The sequence below is a fragment of the Microbacterium hydrocarbonoxydans genome (assembly GCF_900105205.1).
GTDB lineage: Bacteria > Actinomycetota > Actinomycetes > Actinomycetales > Microbacteriaceae > Microbacterium > Microbacterium hydrocarbonoxydans.
Map to the genome: position 1 here is coordinate 1619349 of NZ_FNSQ01000005.1, position 20593 is coordinate 1639941.

The 20593-nt window shown below is 68.4% G+C and carries 19 protein-coding genes; 16 read left to right on the forward strand and 3 right to left on the reverse strand.

The annotated features are described in order from the left end of the window. Positions 1 to 63 precede the first annotated feature (63 nt). Genes BLW44_RS08140 through BLW44_RS08150 form a run of 3 tightly spaced genes read left to right on the forward strand, consistent with a single transcriptional unit; the run spans position 64 to position 3319 of the window. Positions 64 to 1005, forward strand: a complete 942-nt coding sequence (locus tag BLW44_RS08140; RefSeq protein ID WP_139305256.1) for an ABC transporter permease — start codon at positions 64 to 66, stop codon at positions 1003 to 1005. Then, complete coding sequence (locus tag BLW44_RS08145; RefSeq protein WP_060926442.1) at positions 1002 to 1814, forward strand: ABC transporter permease; 813 nt, start codon at positions 1002 to 1004, stop codon at positions 1812 to 1814. Before BLW44_RS08140 ends, BLW44_RS08145 begins: the two co-directional genes overlap by 4 nt. Further along, positions 1811 to 3319, forward strand: a complete 1509-nt coding sequence (locus tag BLW44_RS08150; protein ID WP_060926441.1) for a dipeptide ABC transporter ATP-binding protein — start codon at positions 1811 to 1813, stop codon at positions 3317 to 3319. The genes BLW44_RS08145 and BLW44_RS08150 overlap by 4 nt, the downstream gene beginning before the upstream one ends. Here the strand turns inward: BLW44_RS08150 and BLW44_RS08155 are convergent. Further along, complete coding sequence (locus tag BLW44_RS08155) at positions 3309 to 3959, reverse strand: pentapeptide repeat-containing protein (RefSeq protein WP_060926440.1); 651 nt, start codon at positions 3957 to 3959, stop codon at positions 3309 to 3311. The two genes, BLW44_RS08150 and BLW44_RS08155, sit on opposite strands and share 11 nt — an antisense overlap. A gap of 227 nt (positions 3960 to 4186) precedes the next feature. Between BLW44_RS08155 and BLW44_RS08160 the strand changes: the two genes are divergently transcribed. The 5 genes from BLW44_RS08160 to ndk all read left to right on the forward strand — a co-directional run bounded on the left by BLW44_RS08160 (position 4187) and on the right by ndk (position 11002). After that, positions 4187 to 5026 (forward strand): endonuclease domain-containing protein, encoded by an 840-nt coding sequence (locus BLW44_RS08160; RefSeq protein WP_060926439.1) that lies wholly within the window; start codon positions 4187 to 4189, stop codon positions 5024 to 5026. A gap of 427 nt (positions 5027 to 5453) precedes the next feature. After that, complete coding sequence (gene ileS / locus BLW44_RS08165) at positions 5454 to 8819, forward strand: isoleucine--tRNA ligase (RefSeq protein ID WP_060926438.1); 3366 nt, start codon at positions 5454 to 5456, stop codon at positions 8817 to 8819. Beyond that, positions 8816 to 10168, forward strand: coding sequence for a bifunctional folylpolyglutamate synthase/dihydrofolate synthase (locus BLW44_RS08170; protein WP_060926437.1), 1353 nt, complete (start codon positions 8816 to 8818; stop codon positions 10166 to 10168). Before ileS ends, BLW44_RS08170 begins: the two co-directional genes overlap by 4 nt. Continuing rightward, positions 10165 to 10584, forward strand: a complete 420-nt coding sequence (locus BLW44_RS08175) for a DUF4233 domain-containing protein (protein WP_245647378.1) — start codon at positions 10165 to 10167, stop codon at positions 10582 to 10584. The genes BLW44_RS08170 and BLW44_RS08175 overlap by 4 nt, the downstream gene beginning before the upstream one ends. Position 10585: 1 nt before the next feature. After that, positions 10586 to 11002, forward strand: coding sequence for a nucleoside-diphosphate kinase (gene ndk, locus BLW44_RS08180; protein ID WP_060926435.1), 417 nt, complete (start codon positions 10586 to 10588; stop codon positions 11000 to 11002). 55 nt (positions 11003 to 11057) lie between these two features. On the opposite strand, the gene BLW44_RS08185 is transcribed toward ndk, so the two are convergent. Next, positions 11058 to 11675 carry a vitamin K epoxide reductase family protein gene (locus BLW44_RS08185; RefSeq protein WP_060926434.1) on the reverse strand — a complete coding sequence of 206 codons (618 nt, stop codon included), beginning with the start codon at positions 11673 to 11675 and terminating at the stop codon, positions 11058 to 11060. 118 nt (positions 11676 to 11793) lie between these two features. On the opposite strand from BLW44_RS08185, the gene BLW44_RS08190 reads away from it, so the two are divergent. Continuing rightward, positions 11794 to 12732: a DUF1214 domain-containing protein gene (locus tag BLW44_RS08190; protein ID WP_060926433.1), complete on the forward strand. Its 939-nt coding sequence runs from the start codon at positions 11794 to 11796 to the stop codon at positions 12730 to 12732. 366 nt (positions 12733 to 13098) lie between these two features. Next, positions 13099 to 15621 (forward strand): Rne/Rng family ribonuclease, encoded by a 2523-nt coding sequence (locus BLW44_RS08195; RefSeq protein WP_074731701.1) that lies wholly within the window; start codon positions 13099 to 13101, stop codon positions 15619 to 15621. On the opposite strand, the gene BLW44_RS08200 is transcribed toward BLW44_RS08195, so the two are convergent. Then, positions 15586 to 15852: a DUF4031 domain-containing protein gene (locus BLW44_RS08200; protein ID WP_060927356.1), complete on the reverse strand. Its 267-nt coding sequence runs from the start codon at positions 15850 to 15852 to the stop codon at positions 15586 to 15588. The two genes, BLW44_RS08195 and BLW44_RS08200, sit on opposite strands and share 36 nt — an antisense overlap. A gap of 211 nt (positions 15853 to 16063) precedes the next feature. Between BLW44_RS08200 and rplU the strand changes: the two genes are divergently transcribed. The 6 genes from rplU (at position 16064) to BLW44_RS08230 (ending at position 20591) form a co-directional block, all read left to right on the forward strand. Further along, positions 16064 to 16372, forward strand: coding sequence for a 50S ribosomal protein L21 (gene rplU, locus BLW44_RS08205; RefSeq protein ID WP_028501602.1), 309 nt, complete (start codon positions 16064 to 16066; stop codon positions 16370 to 16372). Positions 16373 to 16390: 18 nt separating this feature from the next. Further along, positions 16391 to 16648 (forward strand): 50S ribosomal protein L27, encoded by a 258-nt coding sequence (rpmA, locus tag BLW44_RS08210; RefSeq protein WP_028501603.1) that lies wholly within the window; start codon positions 16391 to 16393, stop codon positions 16646 to 16648. A gap of 105 nt (positions 16649 to 16753) precedes the next feature. After that, positions 16754 to 18256, forward strand: a complete 1503-nt coding sequence (gene obgE, locus BLW44_RS08215) for a GTPase ObgE (RefSeq protein ID WP_060927357.1) — start codon at positions 16754 to 16756, stop codon at positions 18254 to 18256. Further along, positions 18253 to 19038 carry a glutamate 5-kinase gene (gene proB, locus BLW44_RS08220; RefSeq protein ID WP_060927358.1) on the forward strand — a complete coding sequence of 262 codons (786 nt, stop codon included), beginning with the start codon at positions 18253 to 18255 and terminating at the stop codon, positions 19036 to 19038. Before obgE ends, proB begins: the two co-directional genes overlap by 4 nt. A gap of 9 nt (positions 19039 to 19047) precedes the next feature. Further along, entirely contained in the window at positions 19048 to 20301 is a 1254-nt protein-coding gene (locus BLW44_RS08225; RefSeq protein WP_060927359.1) for a glutamate-5-semialdehyde dehydrogenase, read from the forward strand. 65 nt (positions 20302 to 20366) lie between these two features. Then, entirely contained in the window at positions 20367 to 20591 is a 225-nt protein-coding gene (locus tag BLW44_RS08230; RefSeq protein ID WP_060927360.1) for a hypothetical protein, read from the forward strand. The last annotated feature ends 2 nt before the right edge of the window (positions 20592 to 20593 follow it).

Here is a 20593-nt window from a genome sequence, read left to right on the forward strand (position 1 = left end):
ATCGTTCGTGAGCGAGTGCCGGGTTCCGAAGGGCGCTCGCGAATCGTCGAGAGGTCGCCACCGGTGAAGGCAGTGCTCATCCGCATCGCCGGCCTCGCGGCATCCGTCGTGGTCGTCCTATGGGGCGCGGCGACGCTGGTATTCCTGGCCTTCCGGCTGATTCCCGGTGACCCGGTGTCCGTGATGCTCGGGCCGCAGGCTCAGGTCAGCGAAGAGGTCAAGGACGGCATTCGAGCGGAGCTCGGGCTCGACCGGCCGCCGCTGGAACAGTACGGTTCGTTCATCGCCCAGCTCGCGAGGGGCGACCTCGGCGAGTCCTATCAGCTGCGGATGCCGGTGACCGAGGTGATCGGTCGTCAGCTCGGCGCCACGCTGCAGCTGTCCGCGCTGGCGCTCGTGATCGCCGCGGTGCTCGCGCTCGCCGTCGCCGTCCTCGTGCGCGGCCGCACCGGTCGCACGGTCGCCGCGGCCGTCGAGCTCGTCATCCTGTCGTCGCCGGTGTTCTGGATCGGTCTCATCCTGCTCAGCGTGTTCGCGTTCGGACTCGGATGGTTCCCGGTCTCCGGAGCCCGCAACCCCGCGACCATCGTGCTGCCAGCCATCACCCTCGCGCTGCCCGTGGCGGCACTGCTCAGTCAGGTGCTGCGCGACGGTCTGGCGCAGGCGGAGCGGATGCCGTTCGCCGACACCGTCCGCGCGCGCGGCGCCGGCGGGTCGTGGTTCACCGTGCGTCACGGTCTGCGGCATGGGGCCGCAAACGCCATCACGCTGGCCGCCTACCTGACCGGTTCGGTACTCGGTGGGGCCGTGCTCGTCGAGACCGTCTTCGCACGGTCGGGGCTCGGTCGCGTCACCCTCGCGGCGATCAGCAACCGCGATCTGCCGGTGATCACCGGCATCATCCTGCTGAGTGCGATCGTGTTCGTCGTCGTGAACCTCGTCGTCGAATTGCTGCATCCGCTGATCGATCCGCGCCTGCGCGCACCCAGGGGAGGTGCCCGATGACGCGCGCGCAGACGGTGCTGCTGTACTGCGCGATCGTCGTGCTCGCGGTGCTCGCGTGCGCGGCGGCGTTCCCCGGTCTCCTCGCCACGCACGACCCCCTCCAGACCGACGTGCGCGCGGCGCTGCTGCCGCCCAGCGCGGACCACCCGTTCGGCACCGACCAGAGCGGCCGCGACGTGTACTCCCGGGTCGTGCACGGCGCAGGCCGATCGATCGGCATCGGTCTGCTCGCCACCGGCGTCGCGCTCGCAGCCGGGCTGCTGGTCGGGGCGCTCGCCGGTCTCGCGCCACGCGCGGTCGACACCACCCTGATGAGGGTGAACGACGTCCTGATGGCATTCCCCGAGTTCCTGGTCGCGCTCGTCGTCGTCGCGCTGCTCGGGCCGGGGCCCGTGAACATCGCGATCGCCGTCACACTCGCCGCCGTTCCGGTCTACATCCGCCTCGCCCGCGTGCAGACCCGTACGCTGCGGAGCGCCGAGCATGTCGAGGCCGCCCGCATCCTCGGCGTGCGTCCGATCCCCGCCTTCCTCCGCCACGTGGTGCCGGGGGTGCTCGGGTCGCTGAGCGTGCTGGCGACGATCGGGATCGGGTCGAGCATCCTCGCGGCCGCCGGGCTCAGCTTCCTCGGCCTCGGCCCCTCCGAGCCCACCCCGGAGTGGGGTCTCATGCTCGCCGGGGGGCGCAATGTCCTCGGACAGGCCTGGTGGATCGCGGTCTTCCCCGGCCTCGCGATCACCCTCACGGTGATCTCCGCCACGATCGTCGGCAGAATCCTGCGCGCTCGTGCCGAAGGGCGCACGACGTGAGGGCCGCGATCGAGCTGCAGGGGCTGCGCATCGATTTCGGGGCGGCGCGCGTCGTCGACGACGTCTCTCTCACCGTGGAACGCGGCGAATGCGTGGCCATCGTCGGCGAATCGGGGGCAGGGAAGACGCTCACCGCCCGAGCGCTGCTGGGTCTGACCCCCGAGGGTGCACGGGTCCACGTCGACAGACTCGTCGTGGACGGGACAGATGTCGCTCGGCTCAGCGAACGCGGATGGCGTGCCGTGCGCGGAGCCCGGATCGGCCTCGTTTCGCAGGACGCGCTGGTGTCCCTCGATCCGCTTCAGCGGGTGGGGTCCGAGATCGCCGAGCCGCTGCGGATCCACCGGATCGCGACGGGGCGTGCCGCACTGCGCGAACGCGTCGGACAGCTGCTCCAGCGCGTCTGGATGCCCGAGCCGGAACGACGAGCGCGCCAGTATCCGCACGAGCTCTCCGGGGGCCTCCGCCAACGGGCGCTGATCGCCTCCGCGCTCGCGGCCGATCCGGCCGTGCTCGTCGCGGACGAACCCACCACCGCTCTCGACGCGACCGTGCAGGCCAGGATCCTGCGGCTGCTGCGCGACATCGTGGATGCCGGCACCGCCGTCGTGTTCATCAGCCACGACTTCGCCGCCGTGCGACGGGTGGCCGACAGAGTGCTGGTCATGCGTGACGGCGTCGTGCTCGAATCCGGGCCGGTGGCCGACGTGCTCGACGCGCCGCAACACGAGTACACGCGTCAGCTCATCGCGGCGACGGTCCACGAGCCTCGCCCTGCACCGACGACCTCCGCGCCGCCCCTGCTGCTTGCGGCAGGGCTGACCAGGACGTTCGGCGACATCGATGCCGTCCGCACCGCGTCGTTCGAGGTGACGGAGGGCCGCACGCTCGGCATCGTGGGGGAGTCGGGATCGGGCAAGACGACCCTCGCGCGGATGCTGATCGGGATCGAGACGCCCGACGCCGGGACGCTGAGCTGGGCGGGGGAGCGGCGAGTGCAGTTCGTGCACCAGAATCCGCTCGGCGCGTTCGACCCGCGATGGACGATCGGAAGGTCGCTGCGCGAGGCGCTCGCGGCCGGCGGCGTGCCGAGGAGCCGGCGGGCCGAGCGCGTGACGGAGCTGCTCGCCGAGGTCGACCTCGACCCCTCGCTCGCTGCACGTCGGCCGATCGCGCTTTCCGGCGGGCAGCGCCAGCGTGCGGCGATCGCCAGAGCGCTGGCCGCCGAGCCGGAGGTCCTCGTGCTGGATGAGCCGGTGTCGGCGCTCGATCCGTCGGTGCGCGAACGGGTGCTGCGTCTGCTGCGGCGTCTCCAGGAGCAGAGGCGGTTGACGATGGTCTTCGTCTCGCACGACCTCGACGTCGTGGGGGCCGTGGCTGACGACGTCCTCGTCATGCAGGACGGCGTGATCGTGGAGCAGGGGTCGGTGTCGCAGGTGTTCGCGGACCCGCGGCATCCGTTCACGCGGGAGCTTCTGGAGGCGAGCCGGCCCGTCAGTCCTTGACGAGGATGCCGATGCCCGCCGCCAGCACCGGAGCGAGCTGCTGCACCTGGAAGCCGCTCAGCGTCGTGCCGCGCAGGCTGTTCGCGTCGAGGAACGCCGCCGCGTCGAGCCCGCGCAGGTCGACGTGGGTCGCACGCAGGCCCCGGGGGTCGACCTCGTCGGAGCGGGTGTCGGTGAAGCGGACGCGGGTGAGCTCGGCCTGGGGAATGTCGAGGGTGCGGATCGTGCAGGCGCTGATCTCGACATCCGTCGCCTTGGCTCCGCCCAGGTTGAGGTAGTCGATCCGCACGTCGGTGAGCTCGAGCTCGTCGATGCGGGCGCTGCTCAGATCGAGCGTCCCGATGCGACCTCCGCTGATCCGCACGCGCCGGAGGCTCGCATCCCGCATCCGTAGTGAGGCGATGCGTGCGCCGACGAGCTCGACGTCGATGAGGGTGCCGCCGGTGAGGTCGACCGTGTCGGCATCCGCCGCGATCGTGCACTGCTCGAGCGACGCGTAGGCGAGGTCGACGGCCCCGTCGAGGTCGAGGTGCGCCGCGAGCAGGTCTGCGCTTCGCCGGGCTGAGGCTGGCGCGAGTACCGGAGGGAGGTCGGGAGGAGAGACCCGCGGAGCTGCGGGTGCGTCGGAGGAGCGGGCCATGCTTCGAGGGTAGGGGGTGGATCCGACAGTCCCGTCCCCTGGCAAGTCCGTGTGCGCCTGGCAAGTCCGCACGTCCCGGATCCTGACTGCGGAGGCGTAAAGGGACTTCCGAGGCGTACAGCCCACGCTTCCTACACGGATGGAACGCCGGCGGTGACTGTCCACCGGTTCCGCGTCAGGGGCGCACGAACACGGATACCAGCGCCGCCCATCCGGAGACTGAGCGGATGAAGACCGTCGATGAGCTGATCCGTCTGCTCACGGACCGTGGAGGCGTGGTGCGCAGCGTCGTCGTCGTCGAGAGCGGGTTCTCACGACGAACCGTGGAGACAGCTCAGCGAGCCGGACTGATCACTCGTCCTCGTCGCGGGTGGCTCGCGGCGAAGGATGCCGAGAAGACGGTGGTGACCGCTGCCAGGCTCGGTGTCGTCCTGACCTGCCGTACTCAAGTGGGTCTGCTCGGCCTCTGGGTGCACGATCGCAGCGGAGCGCCGCACTTCGCGGCCCCGCACAATGCTGCCGTGAGGATCCCGTTCGAGGCTCGGGTGCACAGGGGGAGGCCGATCGTCCCGCGGCATCCGGATTCTCTCGTCGATCCCATCGAGAATGTGCTCGCGTACATCGCGGAGTGCGAGCCGTTCGAACGTGCGCTCGCGACCTGGGAGTCCGCACTCAACAGATCGCTGGTCACGCTCGAAGCACTCCGGGGGTACTCGTGGAAGCCGGCCGCCCGGCGAGTTCTCGACCACGCGGTCCCCTTCTCGGATGCGGGACTGGAGACGTATCTTCGTGCACGTCTGCAATGGTTGAGGCTGTCGATCCGGGTGCAGATCTGGATCGCGGGTCACCGGGTGGACACGCTCCTGGGCGACCGGCTCGTCATCCAGATCGACGGCGCACACCACGTCGGTGCGCAGCGCTCCGAGGACATCCGACATGATGCGGAACTCCGTCTCATGGGCTACCACGTGATGCGGGTGTCGTACACGCAGGTCATGTTCGACTGGCCGCTCGTGCAGGATCTGATCATGCGCGCAGTGGCTCAGGGGCTTCACCGCGCAGACTGACCGTGCGCCAGGCAAGTCCGTGTCCGCTTCGCAAGTCCGAATCCGCGGAAGACGGACTTCGGAAGCGCACATGGACTTCGGAGGCGCACATGGACTGCGGAGGTGCAGACGGACTTCGGAGGCGCACATGGACTTCGGAGGCGCACATGGACTTCGGAAGCGCACGGATGCCGGAAGCGCAGTCCCGCACGCACGCGTACAATGGAGGCACGAGCATTGATCCGGCCATCACCGGGGAGCTCTCGGAAGAACGGTCGGCTCGCAGGGGCGACCCAGTAGAACCGAGCGGGGCAGGCCCGTCACAGCCGCAGTGAGAGTGGCTCCGCCGTGAGGCGCAGCACGCGAGGTGGTACCGCGGTTCCCCGGGACGACATTTCCGGACGGATCGTCCTCGCAGCAGCATCCGCCACGACTCCTGCGAGACGACATGACCTACCCGCGTTCCTCCTTCGGCCCCGCCGCCGACCAGGCTGCCTCCGTCGCCCCGAGCCCTCGGTTCCCCGAGATCGAGCGCGAGGTGCTCGACTTCTGGGAGACCGACCAGACCTTCCGCGCCTCGATCGAGCAGCGCGAGGGCGACGACGAGTGGGTCTTCTACGACGGCCCGCCGTTCGCCAACGGCCTGCCGCATTACGGTCACCTGCTGACCGGCTACGCGAAGGACGTCTTCCCCCGTTTCCAGACCATGATCGGCAAGAAGGTCGACCGTGTGTTCGGCTGGGACACCCACGGTCTGCCCGCCGAGCTCGAGGCCATGAAGCAGCTCGGCATCACCGAGAAGAGCCAGATCGAGGAGATGGGCATCGACGTCTTCAACGCGAAGGCGAAGGACTCGGTGCTCAAGTACACCCACGAGTGGCAGGACTACGTCACGCGTCAGGCGCGGTGGGTCGATTTCGAGCGCGGCTACAAGACACTCGACCTCGGGTACATGGAGAGCGTGCTCTGGGCGTTCAAGACCCTGTTCGACAAGGGCCTCGCCTACGAGGGATACCGGGTGCTGCCGTACTGCTGGCGTGACGAGACCCCGCTGTCCGCGCACGAGCTGCGCATGGACGACGACGTGTACCAGAACCGTCAGGACCCGTCCGTCACCGTCACGTTCCCCCTGACCGGAGCCAAGGCGGAGTCGCTCGGTCTCACGGGTGTCCGGGCGCTGGCGTGGACGACCACGCCCTGGACCCTCCCCACCAACCTCGCGCTCGCGGTCGGACCAGACATCGAGTACGTCGTCCTGCCCGCCGGGCCCGAAGGCGCGGCAGACGTGCACCAGGTGCCCGGAACGACGGATGCGGCGGTCGAGGCATCCGCCCACCGTTACCTCCTCGCCCGCGAACTGCTCGGCGGCTATGCCAAGGACCTCGGTTACGAGAGCCTCGACGACGCGCTCGCCGCGGTCGACGCGACCGTGCGCGGTGCCGAGCTCGCGGACGTCACCTACGACCGGCTGTTCGACTACTACGCCGACGAGGACACGTACGGCACCGAGAACGCGTGGCGGATCCTCGTCGACGACTACGTCACCGTCAGCGACGGCACCGGGATCGTCCACCAGGCTCCGGCCTACGGTGAGGACGACCAGCGCGTGGCCGGTGCGGCCGGCATCCCGACGATCCTCTCGCTCGATGACGGCGGGCGCTTCCTCCCGAACGTCACCGATGTCGCCGGTCAGCTCTGGATGGATGCGAACACGCCGCTCATCCGCCTGCTCCGCGCCGAGGGGCGTCTGCTGCGCGAGCAGAGCTATGTGCACTCCTACCCGCACTGCTGGCGCTGCCGGAATCCTCTGATCTACAAGGCCGTGTCGAGCTGGTTCATCCGCGTCACCGACATCAAGGACGACCTTCTCGCGAACAACGAGCAGATCACCTGGGTGCCCGAGAACGTCAAGCACGGCCAGTTCGGCAAATGGCTCGAGGGCGCGCGCGACTGGTCGATCAGCCGCAACCGGTACTGGGGTTCGCCGATCCCGATCTGGAAGAGCGACGACCCCGAGTACCCCCGCGTCGACGCGTACGGGTCGCTCGAGGAGCTGGAGCGCGACTTCGGCACCCTCCCGCGCAACCCGGAGGGTGAGATCGACCTGCACCGTCCGTACATCGACGACCTCACGCGCCCCAACCCCGACGACCCCACCGGTCGGAGCACCATGCGCCGGATCGAGGACGTGTTCGACGTCTGGTTCGACTCCGGCTCGATGCCGTACGCGCAGGTGCACTACCCGTTCGAGAACCAGGAGTGGTTCGACACGCACGCGCCCGCCGACTTCATCGTCGAGTACATCGGGCAGACGCGCGGCTGGTTCTACGTCATGCACGTGCTGTCGACCGCGCTGTTCGACAGGCCGGCATTCACCGGGGTGAGCTGCCACGGCATCGTGCTCGGCAGCGACGGGTACAAGATGTCGAAGTCGCTGCGCAACTACCCCGACGTCTCCGAGGTGCTCGACCGCGACGGCTCCGACGCGATGCGCTGGTTCCTCATGTCGAGCTCCGTGCTCCGCGGCGGCAACCTGGCCGTCACGGAGGAGGGCATCAGGGCGGGCGTGCGCGAGTTCCTGCTGCCGCTGTGGAGCTCGTGGTACTTCTTCGCGACCTACGCCAATGCTGCGAAGGCCGGGGGCTACGAGGCGACCTGGCGTACGGATTCGACCGATGTGCTCGACCGCTACATCCTCGCCCGTCTCGGCGATCTCGTGCGCGAGGTGCGGGAGGACCTCGAGGGACTCGATTCGACCACGGCATCCGCTCGTCTGCGCGACTTCGCCGAGCTGCTGACCAACTGGTACATCCGGCGTTCTCGCGACCGGTTCTGGGAGGGATCGAGCACCGAGGCCTTCGACACGCTCTACACCGTGCTCGAGACGCTGACCCGGGTGGCGGCGCCGCTCGTGCCGCTGATCAGCGAGCGCATCTGGCAGGGACTCACGGGCGGACGCAGCGTGCACCTGCAGGACTGGCCGGACGAGTCGGCCTTCCCCGCGGCCGACGACATCCGCGATGCGATGGATGCCGTCCGCGAGCTGTCGAGCGTGGGCAACGCGCTGCGCAAGAAGCAGAAGCTGCGCGTGCGGCTGCCGCTGGCGCGCCTCACGGTCGTGTCGCCGAACGCCGCCGGCCTCGGCCAGTTCGAGGAGATCCTCCGCGAGGAGCTCAACGTCAAGTCGGTCGAGCTCGTCCAGGCGGGGGAGACCACGGCGGCGGACTACGGCATCGATCACCGCCTCAGCGTCAACGCCCGCGCCGCCGGACCGCGTCTCGGCAGGGATGTGCAGAAGGCGATCCAGGCGGCCCGCAGCGGCGACTGGTCCGAGGTCGACGGCGTCGTGACGGCCGGGGGAATCCCGCTGGAGCCGAGCGAGTACGACCTGGTCCTCGAGACGACGGGCCGCCCTGAGGGCGAGGCCCTCGCCATCGTGCCGTCTGGCGGGTTCGTGCTGCTCGACACGCAGACCACGCCCGAGCTGGAGGCCGAGGGACTCGCGAGAGACGCCATCCGCGTCGTGCAGGAGGCGCGCAAGAACGCCGATCTCGATGTCAGCGACCGCATCGTCCTCGCGCTCAACGTGAGTCCGGCGGATGCCGAGGCGCTGCAGACGCACGCGGAGCTGATCGCCGGAGAGACCCTCGCGGTCGCCTTCGCGGTGCAGGCCACCGAGGAGATGGGCACGCTCGTGCAGGACGTGACCAGCCCAGGAGACGGAGTGTTCCGCACCGGAGCCACGGCCCTCGGCGCCGACAAGCGCCCGATCATCGTCACGATCGACACGACGTCCACGGAGGTGCGCGCATGAGTGCTCGGGACAGAGCGGATGCGGTCTACGATACTCTGCTGAGCAGGGCGGGCGAGCGCTGGGTGCAGCCACGCAAGGAGCGCACCGCGCGTATCCTCGCGTTCCTCGACGATCCGCAGCGCACGTATCGCGTGGTTCACATCACCGGCACGAACGGCAAGACGTCGACAGCGCGGATGATCGAGACGCTGCTCCGAGCGCACGGACTGCGCACCGGACTCTTCACGAGTCCTCACCTCGAACGCTTCACCGAGCGCATCATGATCGACGGCGAGCCGATCGAGGATGCGGCGTTCGCGGACGCATGGGACGAGATCGAGCCTTTCGTCGAGATCGTCGATGCCGAGCTGCAGGCCGCGGGCGAGGAGCCGCTGACGTTCTTCGAGCTGCTGACGGTGCTCGCTTTCGTCGCGGTGGCCGACGCGCCCGTCGACGTGCTCGTGCTGGAGGTCGGCATGGGCGGCGAGTGGGATTCGACGAACACCGCAGACGGCGACGTCGCGGTCTTCACCCCGATCGACATCGACCACGCCGACCGCCTCGGCGACACGATCGCGAAGATCGCTTCGGTCAAGTCGGGCATCATCAAGCAGGGTGCGGCCGTCGTCTCCGCCCAGCAGCCGGCGGAGGCCGCCGAGGTGCTTCGCCGGGTCGCGGCGGAGAAGGACGCCACCATCGCGTTCGAGGGCGACGAGTTCGGCCTCACGGAGCAGAAGCTCGCGGTGGGAGGGCAGCTCATCTCCATCCGAGGTCTCGCCGGCGAGTACCTGGAGGAGTACCTCCCGCAGTACGGTGCACACCAGGGGCACAACGCGGCACTCGCGGTCGCCGCGGTCGAGTCGCTGATCGGCGGCGGACAGCAGCGCATCGCCCCCGACATCATCTCGGAGGCGCTCCAGGGCGCGACGTCGCCCGGTCGTCTGCAGCTGCTCGGCATCGCTCCGACGGTGATCGTCGATGCCGCGCACAACCCGCACGGCGCTGCGGCGCTCGCGCAGGCCATGGATGACAGCTTCGACTTCGACGAGTGGGGCGTGGTCCTCGGTGTGCTCGCCGACAAGGACGCGGCCGGCATCGTCGCGAAGCTCGCTCCCGCGGCCGCTCACGTGTTCGCGACGGCGCCGGAGTCGGATCGTGCGAGCGATGCCGACACGATCGCCGACCTCGTGGAGGCGGCGGGCCAGCGCGTGACCGTGCATCAGACGCTCGCAGAGGCGGCGGATGCGGCCAGGGAGTGGGCCGCCTCCTCCGATCGTCGCGCCGTGGTGATCGCCGGGTCCGTCGTGCTCGCGGGCGAGGCGATCACCCTGGCGGAGGAAGAGGACTGGAAGTCCGGGTGGCGCGCATGAGCGCCGATCCCGCCGCGCGGACCCCGCGGGCTCCTCGCCCTCCGCGCACCCTCGTGCAGAAGCTCGCCCCGATCGTGCTGGGGTTCGAATCGATCGTCGTGTTCCTCGCCGGGCTCACAGTGTTCGGGCTCAAGACCCTTCCCGACGGCATCCCGCAGTGGTGGGGGATCGTCGGGGGAGCGGTCGTGGGCCTTGCCTGCCTTGCCGTCGCCGGCATGATCACGAAGCCCTGGGCGATCCCTGCGGGGTGGATCCTGCAGATCGTGATCGCGCTGGCCGCGATCCTGGTGCCCGCGATCCTTCTCGTCGTCGTGATTTTCGGCGGCATGTGGGGGTATGCGACGATCATGGGGGCTCGATTGGACGCACGACGTCCCGCCGGACCCGCGACCGAGACTCAGACAGAGAGTGAATGACATGGCCACCGAAGAAACCCTCGTCCTCGTCAAGCCCGATGGTGTCGCCCGCGGCCTCACCGGAGCGATCCTGGCGCGCATCGAGTCGAAGGGCTACGCGCTCGTCGACATCCGCCTCGTGGAGCCCGACCGCGACCTGCTCGCCGAGCACTACGCCGAGCACGAGGGAAAGCCGTTCTACGAGCCGCTCCTCGAGTTCATGCTCTCCGGCCCGTCCGTGGCCATCCGCCTGGCAGGGAACCGCGTGATCGAGGGCTTCCGCTCCCTCGCCGGCACGACGGACCCGACCACCGCAGCGCCCGGCACGATCCGCGGCGACTTCGGACGCGACTGGGGCCTCGCAGTCCAGCAGAACCTGGTGCACGGCTCGGACAGCCCCGAGTCGGCCGCACGCGAGCTCGGCATCTGGTTCGACTGAGCCGCGCCGACCACCACGAAGCCCGCCGCACGATCACGTGCGGCGGGCTTCGTCGTCAGAAGAGGATGCGCGCCATCTCGCCGAGGAAGTCCAGACCCTGCAGCTGAGCCATCATGATGATGACGGCGTACGCGAGGACCGTGGCCAGCGGGACCCACTGCATCAGGGATCCGGCGCGCTCCTGCGCCTTCTCGTTGCGGGTGAACGTGCCGTTGCGGGTGAGGTGGAGCATCGTGGCGAAGAAGGTCGGGATCGTGACGGCCCAGGTGACCATGCACCATGGGCACAGCACGCCGAGGTTCGGTGCGTACAGGCTCTGACCGATCAGCCAGCATACGAGGCCGAACGCGAAGGTGATGCCGGCGCCGAACACCGCCCAGAACCATCGCGGGAAGCGTGCGCCGGCGAGGATCGCGACTCCCAGTACGAGCGGCGCCATCCAGCCGGTGAGACCGAGGAGGGGGTTGGGGAATCCGAAGATCTCTCCCTGCCACGAGCCGAGGTTCTTGCTGCACTGGATGAAGGGGCTGACGTCGCAGGCCAGCGCGTCGGTCGGGTTCTCGAGGAGCACGAACTTCTCGACCGTGAGCTGGAAGGCGGCGAACCAGCCGATGACACTCGCGATGATCAGCCACACGGCATAGACGACGGGGCGGGTTCGCTGCTCGCTCATGTGTGGATTCTCTCAGTGATCGCTATGGATCGGGCGTGAGCGCGCCGGAGAAAACGGCGCGGGGGAGAGCTGGCGACCAGTGCATGCGGATGAGGGGCTCCAGGTGCCATGATCAAGCATGAGCGTTCTGGTCAATGCAGATAATTTCGCACTCGCTGAGACTCACCGGATGATGAGTGATCTCCAGGTCAACGCGGGGGGAATCAATCGGTTTCTTCACAACCGTGAACCCGCGGCCATCGACAAGCAGACAGTCATACGACTGAACAGGGATACCCTGTACAGCTTTGCCGTCGTGGACATCCGCGCCGGTGCTACCTTCACCATTCCCGAGCACGGCGAACGCTACATGTCGGCCATGGTCGTCAACGAGCGCCACTATGTGAATGCCATCTTCCATGATGCTGGCGAGCACCGCCTGTCCGTCGAGCAGTTCGGAACACCGTACGTCGTGCTCGCGATCCGTACCCTCGTGGACCCCGCGAAGGCTTCGGATCTTTCCGACGTCGCCGCACTACAGGACCAGATCCGACTCGACGCCGGTTCGGCGATTCCGTTCGACATGCCCGACTACGACACGGCCAGCCTTGACGAGACGCGCGAGGCATTGCTCTCGCTCGCCCGCAACCTGACCGGCTTTGATCACATGTTCGGCTCGGAGGATGAGGTCGAACACGTCCGTCACCTGATCGGCACGGCAGCAGGATGGGGAGGGTTGCCCACGGCCGAAGCGAGCTACATCGGCGTTGATCCACGCCTCCCAGTCGGTCAGTACGAGCTGACGGTCGGAGACGTGCCAGTCGATGGGTTCTGGTCGATCTCCGTGTACAACGCAGCCGGGTACTTCGAGCCGAACGAACGCGGCGCGTACGCGATCAACAACATCACTGCAGCCCGCAACGACGACGGCACAGTCACCGTCCGCTTCGGCGACTATCCCGACGATGTCCCGAACGCGCTCCCGATCACTGAAGGCTGGAACTACCTCGTCCGGCTGTACCGACCTCGCTCTGAGATCACCGACGGTCGCTGGACGTTCCCTGCCCTCACGCCTTAGGGGCTCCCACGCTCGGTCGCAGGTGCAGTGGACGGGCCAGTCATCCCGTCCATGTCGACGAGCTACGCATTCGAGAGAGCCGTCAGCAAGGGGCTGGCCCGCGGGATTCCGGCCGACCCCTTTGGCCAAGCACCCCGACATGCCATGGCTCGACTGGGAAGTAGGCGGTTGGCGTGCAGCGTGCGATAATGGCCTGTGATGCACCCGTCGACCCTGTCGGTGTGGGCATCGACGCAGACTTCGGGGCCGTATGCCCTCGTGACCAGAGCCATGAGCCGGTCGCACACCGAATGAGTTCGCGGCACCGGCAGGTGCCGCATGAGATTGAGCGGAACACGAAGCGTCCGCACGAGGAGCACGCCAGAGATGGCCGATGAGAACAATGACTACGACGCCCCTACCCTCGACTTCTCTGCGGATGCCGACGCACCCGCAGAGGTAGCCGCGGACGCTCCAGCGGAAGCCGATCCGTCGGCTGCCGAGGAGTCTCCGGCCACGGAGGATGCCGCTCCGGCCGACGAGGCTGCTCCTGCGGAGGATGCTGCTCCTGCGGAGGATGCTGCTCCTGCAGAGGATGCTGCTCCTGCGGAGGATGCTGCTCCTGCAGAGGATGCTGCTCCTGCAGAGGATGCTGCTCCTGCAGAGGATGCTGCTCCTGCAGAGGATGCTGCTCCTGCGGAGGATGCTGCTCCTGCGGAGGATCCCGCTCCAGCGAAGGACGTAGCCGCTGAGAGCGACAAGCCCGCCGACGAGCCGGAGGCTCCGAAGGCGCTCACGGCGGTATCGCTGGGTCTGCTTCCCGAGGTATTCGTGTCGCAGGTGTCGACGCAGCTGCACTTCTACGCACCCGAGGTGGTCCCGCTCCCGGCCCGCCAGGGACGTGAGCGCATCTTCGATCGCATCGCCGACCGCGAGCAGGACGAGCCCGCCTCCGGACGCCGCGGTCGTCGTCGTCGGGGTGGCTCCGACGAGGGCGACGCCCGTGAGCAGCAGCGCGACGAGCCGCGCCAGCCGCGCCAGCGTGTGGTCGAGTACATCACCGAGCCGAAGGCGATCAAGGGCTCCACGCGCCTCGAGGCAAAGAAGCAGCGCCGTCGTGACGGCCGCGATGCCGGACGTCGTCGCCCCGTGGTCACCGAGGCCGAGTTCCTCGCCCGGCGCGAGTCGGTCGACCGCAAGATGGTCGTCCGCTCGAAGAACGGCCGCACCCAGATCGGCGTCCTCGAAGACGGCGTGCTCGTCGAGCACTACGTCGCGCGCAACCAGGACGCATCGCTGATCGGCAACGTGTACCTCGGTCGCGTGCAGAACGTCCTGCCGAGCATGGAAGCCGCCTTCGTCGACATCGGTCGCGGACGCAACGCGGTTCTCTACTCCGGCGAGGTCGACTGGGACGGCGTCGAGACCGGCAACCAGCCGCGTCGCATCGAGCTGGCGCTGAAGGCCGGCGACCGCGTCCTCGTGCAGGTCACGAAGGACCCGGTGGGGCACAAGGGCGCACGCCTCACGAGCCAGATCTCCCTCCCGGGCCGCTACCTCGTGTACGTGCCCGGCGGATCCATGAACGGCATCAGCCGCAAGCTCCCGGACAACGAGCGCACGCGCCTCAAGCGCATCCTGAAGGAGGTCCTGCCGGAGTCGTCCGGAGTGATCGTCCGTACGGCGGCCGAGGGTGCGACCGAAGACCAGCTCACGCGCGACGTGCAGCGTCTGACCACGCAGTGGGAGCACATCCGCACCCAGGTCGAGAACCAGCAGGCTCCCGCGCTCCTGCACGCCGAGCCCGACCTCCTGGTCAAGATCGTCCGTGACGTCTTCAACGAGGACTTCACGAAGATGCTGATCCAGGGCGAGGACGCGCAGCGCACGATCCGCGCCTACCTCGAGAGCGTCGCGCCCGACCTGCTCGAGCGCGTCGAGTCGTACGAGGACGAGGCCGACCCGTTCGACGCGTTCCGCATCACGGAGCAGATCGAGAAGGCCCTCGACCGCAAGGTGTGGCTGCCCTCGGGCGGTTCGCTCGTGATCGACCGCACCGAGGCGATGACCGTCGTCGACGTGAACACCGGCAAGTTCGTCGGCTCCGGCGGCAACCTCGAAGAGACCGTCACCAAGAACAACCTCGAGGCGGCGGAGGAGATCGTCCGCCAGCTGCGTCTGCGCGACATCGGCGGCATCATCGTCGTCGACTTCATCGACATGGTGCTCGAGTCCAACCGCGACCTCGTCCTGCGCCGTCTGATCGAATGCCTCAGCCGTGACCGCACGAAGCACCAGGTCGCCGAGGTCACCTCCCTCGGCCTCGTGCAGATGACCCGCAAGAAGCTGGGCCTCGGCCTGCTCGAGACGTTCAGCGAGGCGTGCGACGTCTGCGCTGGTCGCGGCGTCATCGTGCGGCACGACCCGGTCGTGAAGCACCGCTCGAGCAGCAACGGCAACGGCGGCAACGGCAACGGCAACTCGCAGTCGAACCGTCGCCAGCGCGGCGGCAACGGCCAGTCGCAGAGCCCCGCTCCGGCGTCCGGCACGACTCACAGCATCCCCGAGGGTGCCAAGTCCGCCCTCGCGCAGATCGCTGCCTCCACCCGCGTTCCGAACGCGGAGGAGCCGACGGACACCGCGGCTCCCGCGGCGGAGCAGACGGAGGCCCCTGCCACGCAGGAGCGTGCCAAGAAGCCCCGCAAGAAGCGCGGTTCCGACCGCAGCAAGTCTCCGAAGTCTCCGGCGGAGGCGCTGCTCGATTCGGTGCTCGATGCCCTTCCCGAGCCGAAGGCGCCCGGTCAGGGTCGCGGTCGTCGCCGCGTCTCGACGGCTGCCCTCACCGGCACGCCCGTCTCGGTGAACTCCGAGCCGTCAGCGCCGGTCGCGAGCGGGGATTCGCAGTCCTGAGGCGATCAGTCGCCTGACCAGCTCCTTGCCGCCGACATGCTCTGCCCCGGCGGCGAGGAGCCGGGGGATCATCTCTTCCGGTACGTCGTAGTGATCGAGATCGAACGCGCGCGCAGGCACGTCGTGAGCTCGCGCGAAGGCGTGCAGCTCGTCGAGATTGTCGTCGCTGACGAGGTGCGCCCACAGGCGTCCGTGTGCCGGCCAGCGCGGGTCGTCGACGAGAACGGTCATCTCGTCAGCCTATGGCCGGACACACCGGACGGCACGTTTTGCCACGGGGTCCGGCATCCGGTAAAGTAGTCCCTTGGTGCGTATGCCGCGTCGTCCTGGACGGTCGGAGCGGAGAGTCTTGCGTTCGTACCCGTCGCCCCGCGATGCATGCAAGCAACAGTCTTCCCGTGAGATCTCGGAGCCGCGAGCTCCCCAACGAAACAGGTATGAAGTGGTTTACGCAGTAGTGCGCGCCGGTGGGCGGCAGGAGAAGGTCGAGGTCGGCACGATCGTTCAGCTCGACCGTGTCAAGGCTGCCCAGGGCGAGAAGATCGAGCTGGCCGCCGTGCTGCTCGTCGACGGCGCCACGGTGACCACCGACGCTGACTCGCTCGCGAAGGTCAAGGTCACCGCTGAGGTCATCGGTAACCTCCGCGGCCCGAAGATCATCATCCAGAAGTACAAGAACAAGACCGGCTACAAGAAGCGCCAGGGCCACCGTCAGGAGCTCACGCGCGTCAAGATCACCGGCATCAAGTAAGACCGAGGAGACCAGGACATGGCACATAAAAAGGGCGCAAGCTCCACCCGTAACGGTCGTGACTCCAACGCTCAGCGACTTGGCGTCAAGCGCTTCGGTGGACAGCAGGTTCTCGCCGGCGAGATCATCGTCCGCCAGCGTGGCACGCACTTCCACCCCGGCGTGAACGTCGGCCGTGGTGGCGACGACACGCTGTTCGCTCTGGCCGCCGGTGCGGTCCAGTTCGGCGCGAAGGGCGGCCGCAAGGTCGTCAACATCGTCGCCGCTGCTGAGTGATCACAGCACGACACCAGTCATCCGATTCGGGGCGGGCTTCGGCCCGTCCCGAATCTGCGTTTGGGCCGTGACTCGTCACGGCCGACATCTATTGAGGAGAGAGACATGGTCAGCTTCGTCGACACCGTGACGCTTCATCTGCGTGCGGGCAAGGGCGGCAACGGCTGTGTCTCGGTGCACCGCGAGAAGTTCAAGCCCCTCGGGGGCCCTGATGGCGGAAACGGCGGTGACGGCGGCGACGTCGTGCTCGTCGCCGACACCCAGACCGGGACGCTGCTCTCGTACCACCACTCTCCGCACCGCAGCTCCGGCAACGGCGGGCCCGGCATGGGTGACCACCGTGCGGGCTTCATGGGCGAGGACCTCGAGCTCCCCGTTCCCGTCGGCACCGTGGTGAAGAACGCCGCCGGTGAGGTGCTCATCGACCTGATCGAGCCCGGTGAGCGCTTCGTCGTCGCCAAGGGCGGGCACGGCGGTCTCGGCAACGCCGCACTCGCCACCCCCAAGCGCAAGGCGCCGGGTTTCGCACTCCTCGGCACGCCCGGGGTCGAGACGGATGTCGTCCTCGAGCTGAAGACCGTCGCCGACGTGGCACTGGTCGGCTACCCCTCGGCGGGCAAGTCGAGCCTGATCGGCGCGATCTCCGCGGCTCGACCCAAGATCGCCGACTACCCGTTCACGACGCTCCACCCGAATCTCGGTGTCGTCCAGGCCGGCGACTCCCGGTACACCGTCGCCGACGTGCCTGGCCTCATCGAAGGGGCGAGCGAGGGTCGGGGTCTCGGCCTCGAGTTCCTCCGCCATGTCGAGCGCTGCACCGCACTGCTGCACGTGCTCGACTGCGCCACGCTCGAGCCCGGCCGCGACCCGATCTCCGACCTCGACGTGATCCTCGGCGAGCTGGCCGCCTACGAGGTTCCCGAGGGGCAGACCCCGCTCCTGGAGCGGCCGCAGATCATCGCCCTGAACAAGATCGACGTGCCGGAGGCCCGCGACCTCGCCGACCTCGTGCGTCCTGACCTCGAGGCTCGCGGATTCCGCGTCTTCGACATCTCCACGATCTCGCACGAGGGGCTGCGCCCTCTCACGTACGCGCTCGGGGAGATCGTCGACAAGCACCGCGCCGAGCTCGCCGCCAACGAGGTCCCGCGCGAGCGCGTCGTCCTCCGCCCTCGTGGCCCCAAGAAGGGCTTCGAGATCCGCGTCGAGGGCGGAAGCTACGGCAACATCTACCGCATCCTCGGCGAGAAGCCCGTGCGCTGGGTCCAGCAGACCGACTTCCAGAACGAAGAGGCCGTGGGCTACCTCGCTGACCGACTCGAGAAGCTGGGCGTCGAGGACGAGCTCTTCCGCCTGGGCGCCGTACAGGGCTCGACCGTCGTGATCGGCGAGGGTGACAGCATCGTCTTCGACTGGGAGCCGACCATGACCTCGGCCGCCGAGCTGATGACAGCGCCGCGAGGCACCGACCCGCGTCTGGCGCCGAACAGCCGTCGCACCACCTCCGAGCGTCGTGAGACCTATTACGAGCGCATGGACGCCAAGGCCGAGGCTCGCGCCGAGGTCGAGGCTCAGCGACTCGCGGCGTACCGCGAGGAAGGCGAGTGACCGCGCGCACCAGGGCGGATCTCGCGACCGCCACCCGTATCGTCGTGAAGGTCGGGTCCTCCTCGATCAGCGGCGAGTCCTCCTGGCGCATCCCGGTGCTGGTCGAGGCACTCGCCGGTGCGCACGCACGCGGCGCGGAGGTCATCCTCGTCTCGTCCGGCGCGATCGCGACCGGCATACCGTTCCTGCGCCTCGATGCCAGGCCCACGGACCTCGCCACGCAGCAGGCCGCCGCGGCAGTGGGGCAGAACATCCTCGTGTATCGCTACCAGGAGTCGCTGCGCCCGTACGACATCGTCGCGGGGCAGGTGCTCCTCACCACCGGCGACCTCGAGAACCCGACCTCGCGCAGCAATGCGCGCCGCGCGATGGAGCGCCTGCTCGGTCTGCGCATCCTCCCGATCGTCAACGAGAACGACACCGTGGCGACGCAGGAGATCCGATTCGGCGACAACGACCGTCTCGGAGCGCTCGTCGCACAGCTCATCGAGGCCGACGCGCTCGTGCTGTTGAGTGACATCGAGTCGCTCTACACGAAGCCGCCGTCCGATCCGACAGCCGAGCCGATCGACGTGGTCGCACCGGACGCCGACCTGTCGGGCCTGGAGTTCGGATCGACCGTCGTGAACAGCGTCGGCACCGGGGGAGCGGCCACCAAGGTCTCGGCTGCGCGCCTCGCGGCAGCCTCCGGAATCGGGGTCCTCGTGACGAGTGCCGATCTCGTCGAGCAGGCGCTCTCGGGTGCCGAAATAGGAACCTGGTTCGAGCCGGCGCTCTCCTAGACTGGGCGGATGACCGACCAGACCCCGCAGGTGCGCTTGGAGCGCGCCAAAGAGGCCTCCCGTGCCACCGCCGCGCTCACGAGCGACGACAAGGCCCGCGCCCTCGAGGCGATCGCGGTCGCACTGGAAGAGAATGCGTCAGCGGTGATCGAGGCGAACGGTCGCGACATCGCTCGCGGGCAGGCCGACGGCATCGGCGATTCGCTGATCGACCGGCTGCGACTCGACGAGAAGCGCGTCGCCGCGCTTTCGTCCGCCGTCCGTGAGGTCGCCGCCCTCCCTGACCCCGTCGGACGCGTGGTCGGAGGGCATCGGATGCCCAACGGCGTCGCGCTCGAGCAGGTGCGGGTGCCGTTCGGCGTGGTGGGAGCGATCTACGAAGCACGTCCGAACGTCACGGTCGACATCGCCTCGCTCGCGCTGCGATCGGGCAACGCCGTCGTTTTGCGGGGAGGCAGCGCGGCGCGGGATTCGAACACGATCCTGGTCCAGATCATGCGGGATGCGCTGCAGAGCGCGGGCGTCACGCCCGAGGCTGTGCAGACGGTCGACGACTTCGGACGCGAGGGCGCGAAGGCCCTCATGCACGGACGAGGGTTCGTCGACGTCCTCGTACCGCGCGGAAGCGCCGGGCTGATCGAGACCGTCGTGACGGAATCGACCGTGCCGGTCATCGAGACGGGAGCCGGCAACGTGCACATCGTCCTCGACGAGACCGCGCCGGATGACTGGGCGACCGACATCGTGGTGAACGCCAAGGTGCAGCGTCCGAGCGTCTGCAACGCGGTCGAGACCGTGCTCGTGCTGCGTCAGGCGGCGCCTCGCCTGGTGCCGCTCATCACGAGCGCCCTGCAGAGCGAGGGCGTCGCTATCCACGGAGACGACATGGTCGCGGGCCTCGTCACCAACGTCATCCCCGCGACGGAGGAGGACTGGGCGACGGAGTACCTGAGTCTCGATATCGCGATCAAGGTGGTCGACACCCTCGACGATGCACTCGACCACATCCGCCGCTACAGCACCGGGCACACCGAGTCGATCATCACCACCGACACCCGTAACGCCGAGCGGTTCCTCGCCGAGGTCGACTCCGCGGTCGTCATGGTCAACACGTCCACCCGGTTCACGGACGGGGCCGAGTTCGGCTTCGGCGCTGAGGTCGGCATCTCGACGCAGAAGCTCCACGCACGCGGACCGATGGGGCTTTCCGAGCTGACCAGCACGAAATGGCTGGCGCGTGGGGCAGGGCAGACACGCGGCTGAGCGCTAGACTAGGGGGCGCTGTGGCTCCTCGTGAGTCCGCCCGCCAGCCACGAAACGGAGTCAGGATGAATCTCGTCGCACAGATCGCGATGGCCGCTGCTGAAACCGAGCATCACGGCAACGTGCAGCTCGAGACGCTGATCTTCGGCGTGATCGCCATGATCGTCTTCGCCTTCCTCGCGCTGGTGACGCTGTCGTACAAGAACGTCGCGAACCGCCACTCCGCCAAGGCCGACGCATGGGCGGCGCAGCACGGCAAGGACGGCCACGAGGCAGGGCACGGCCACTAGGC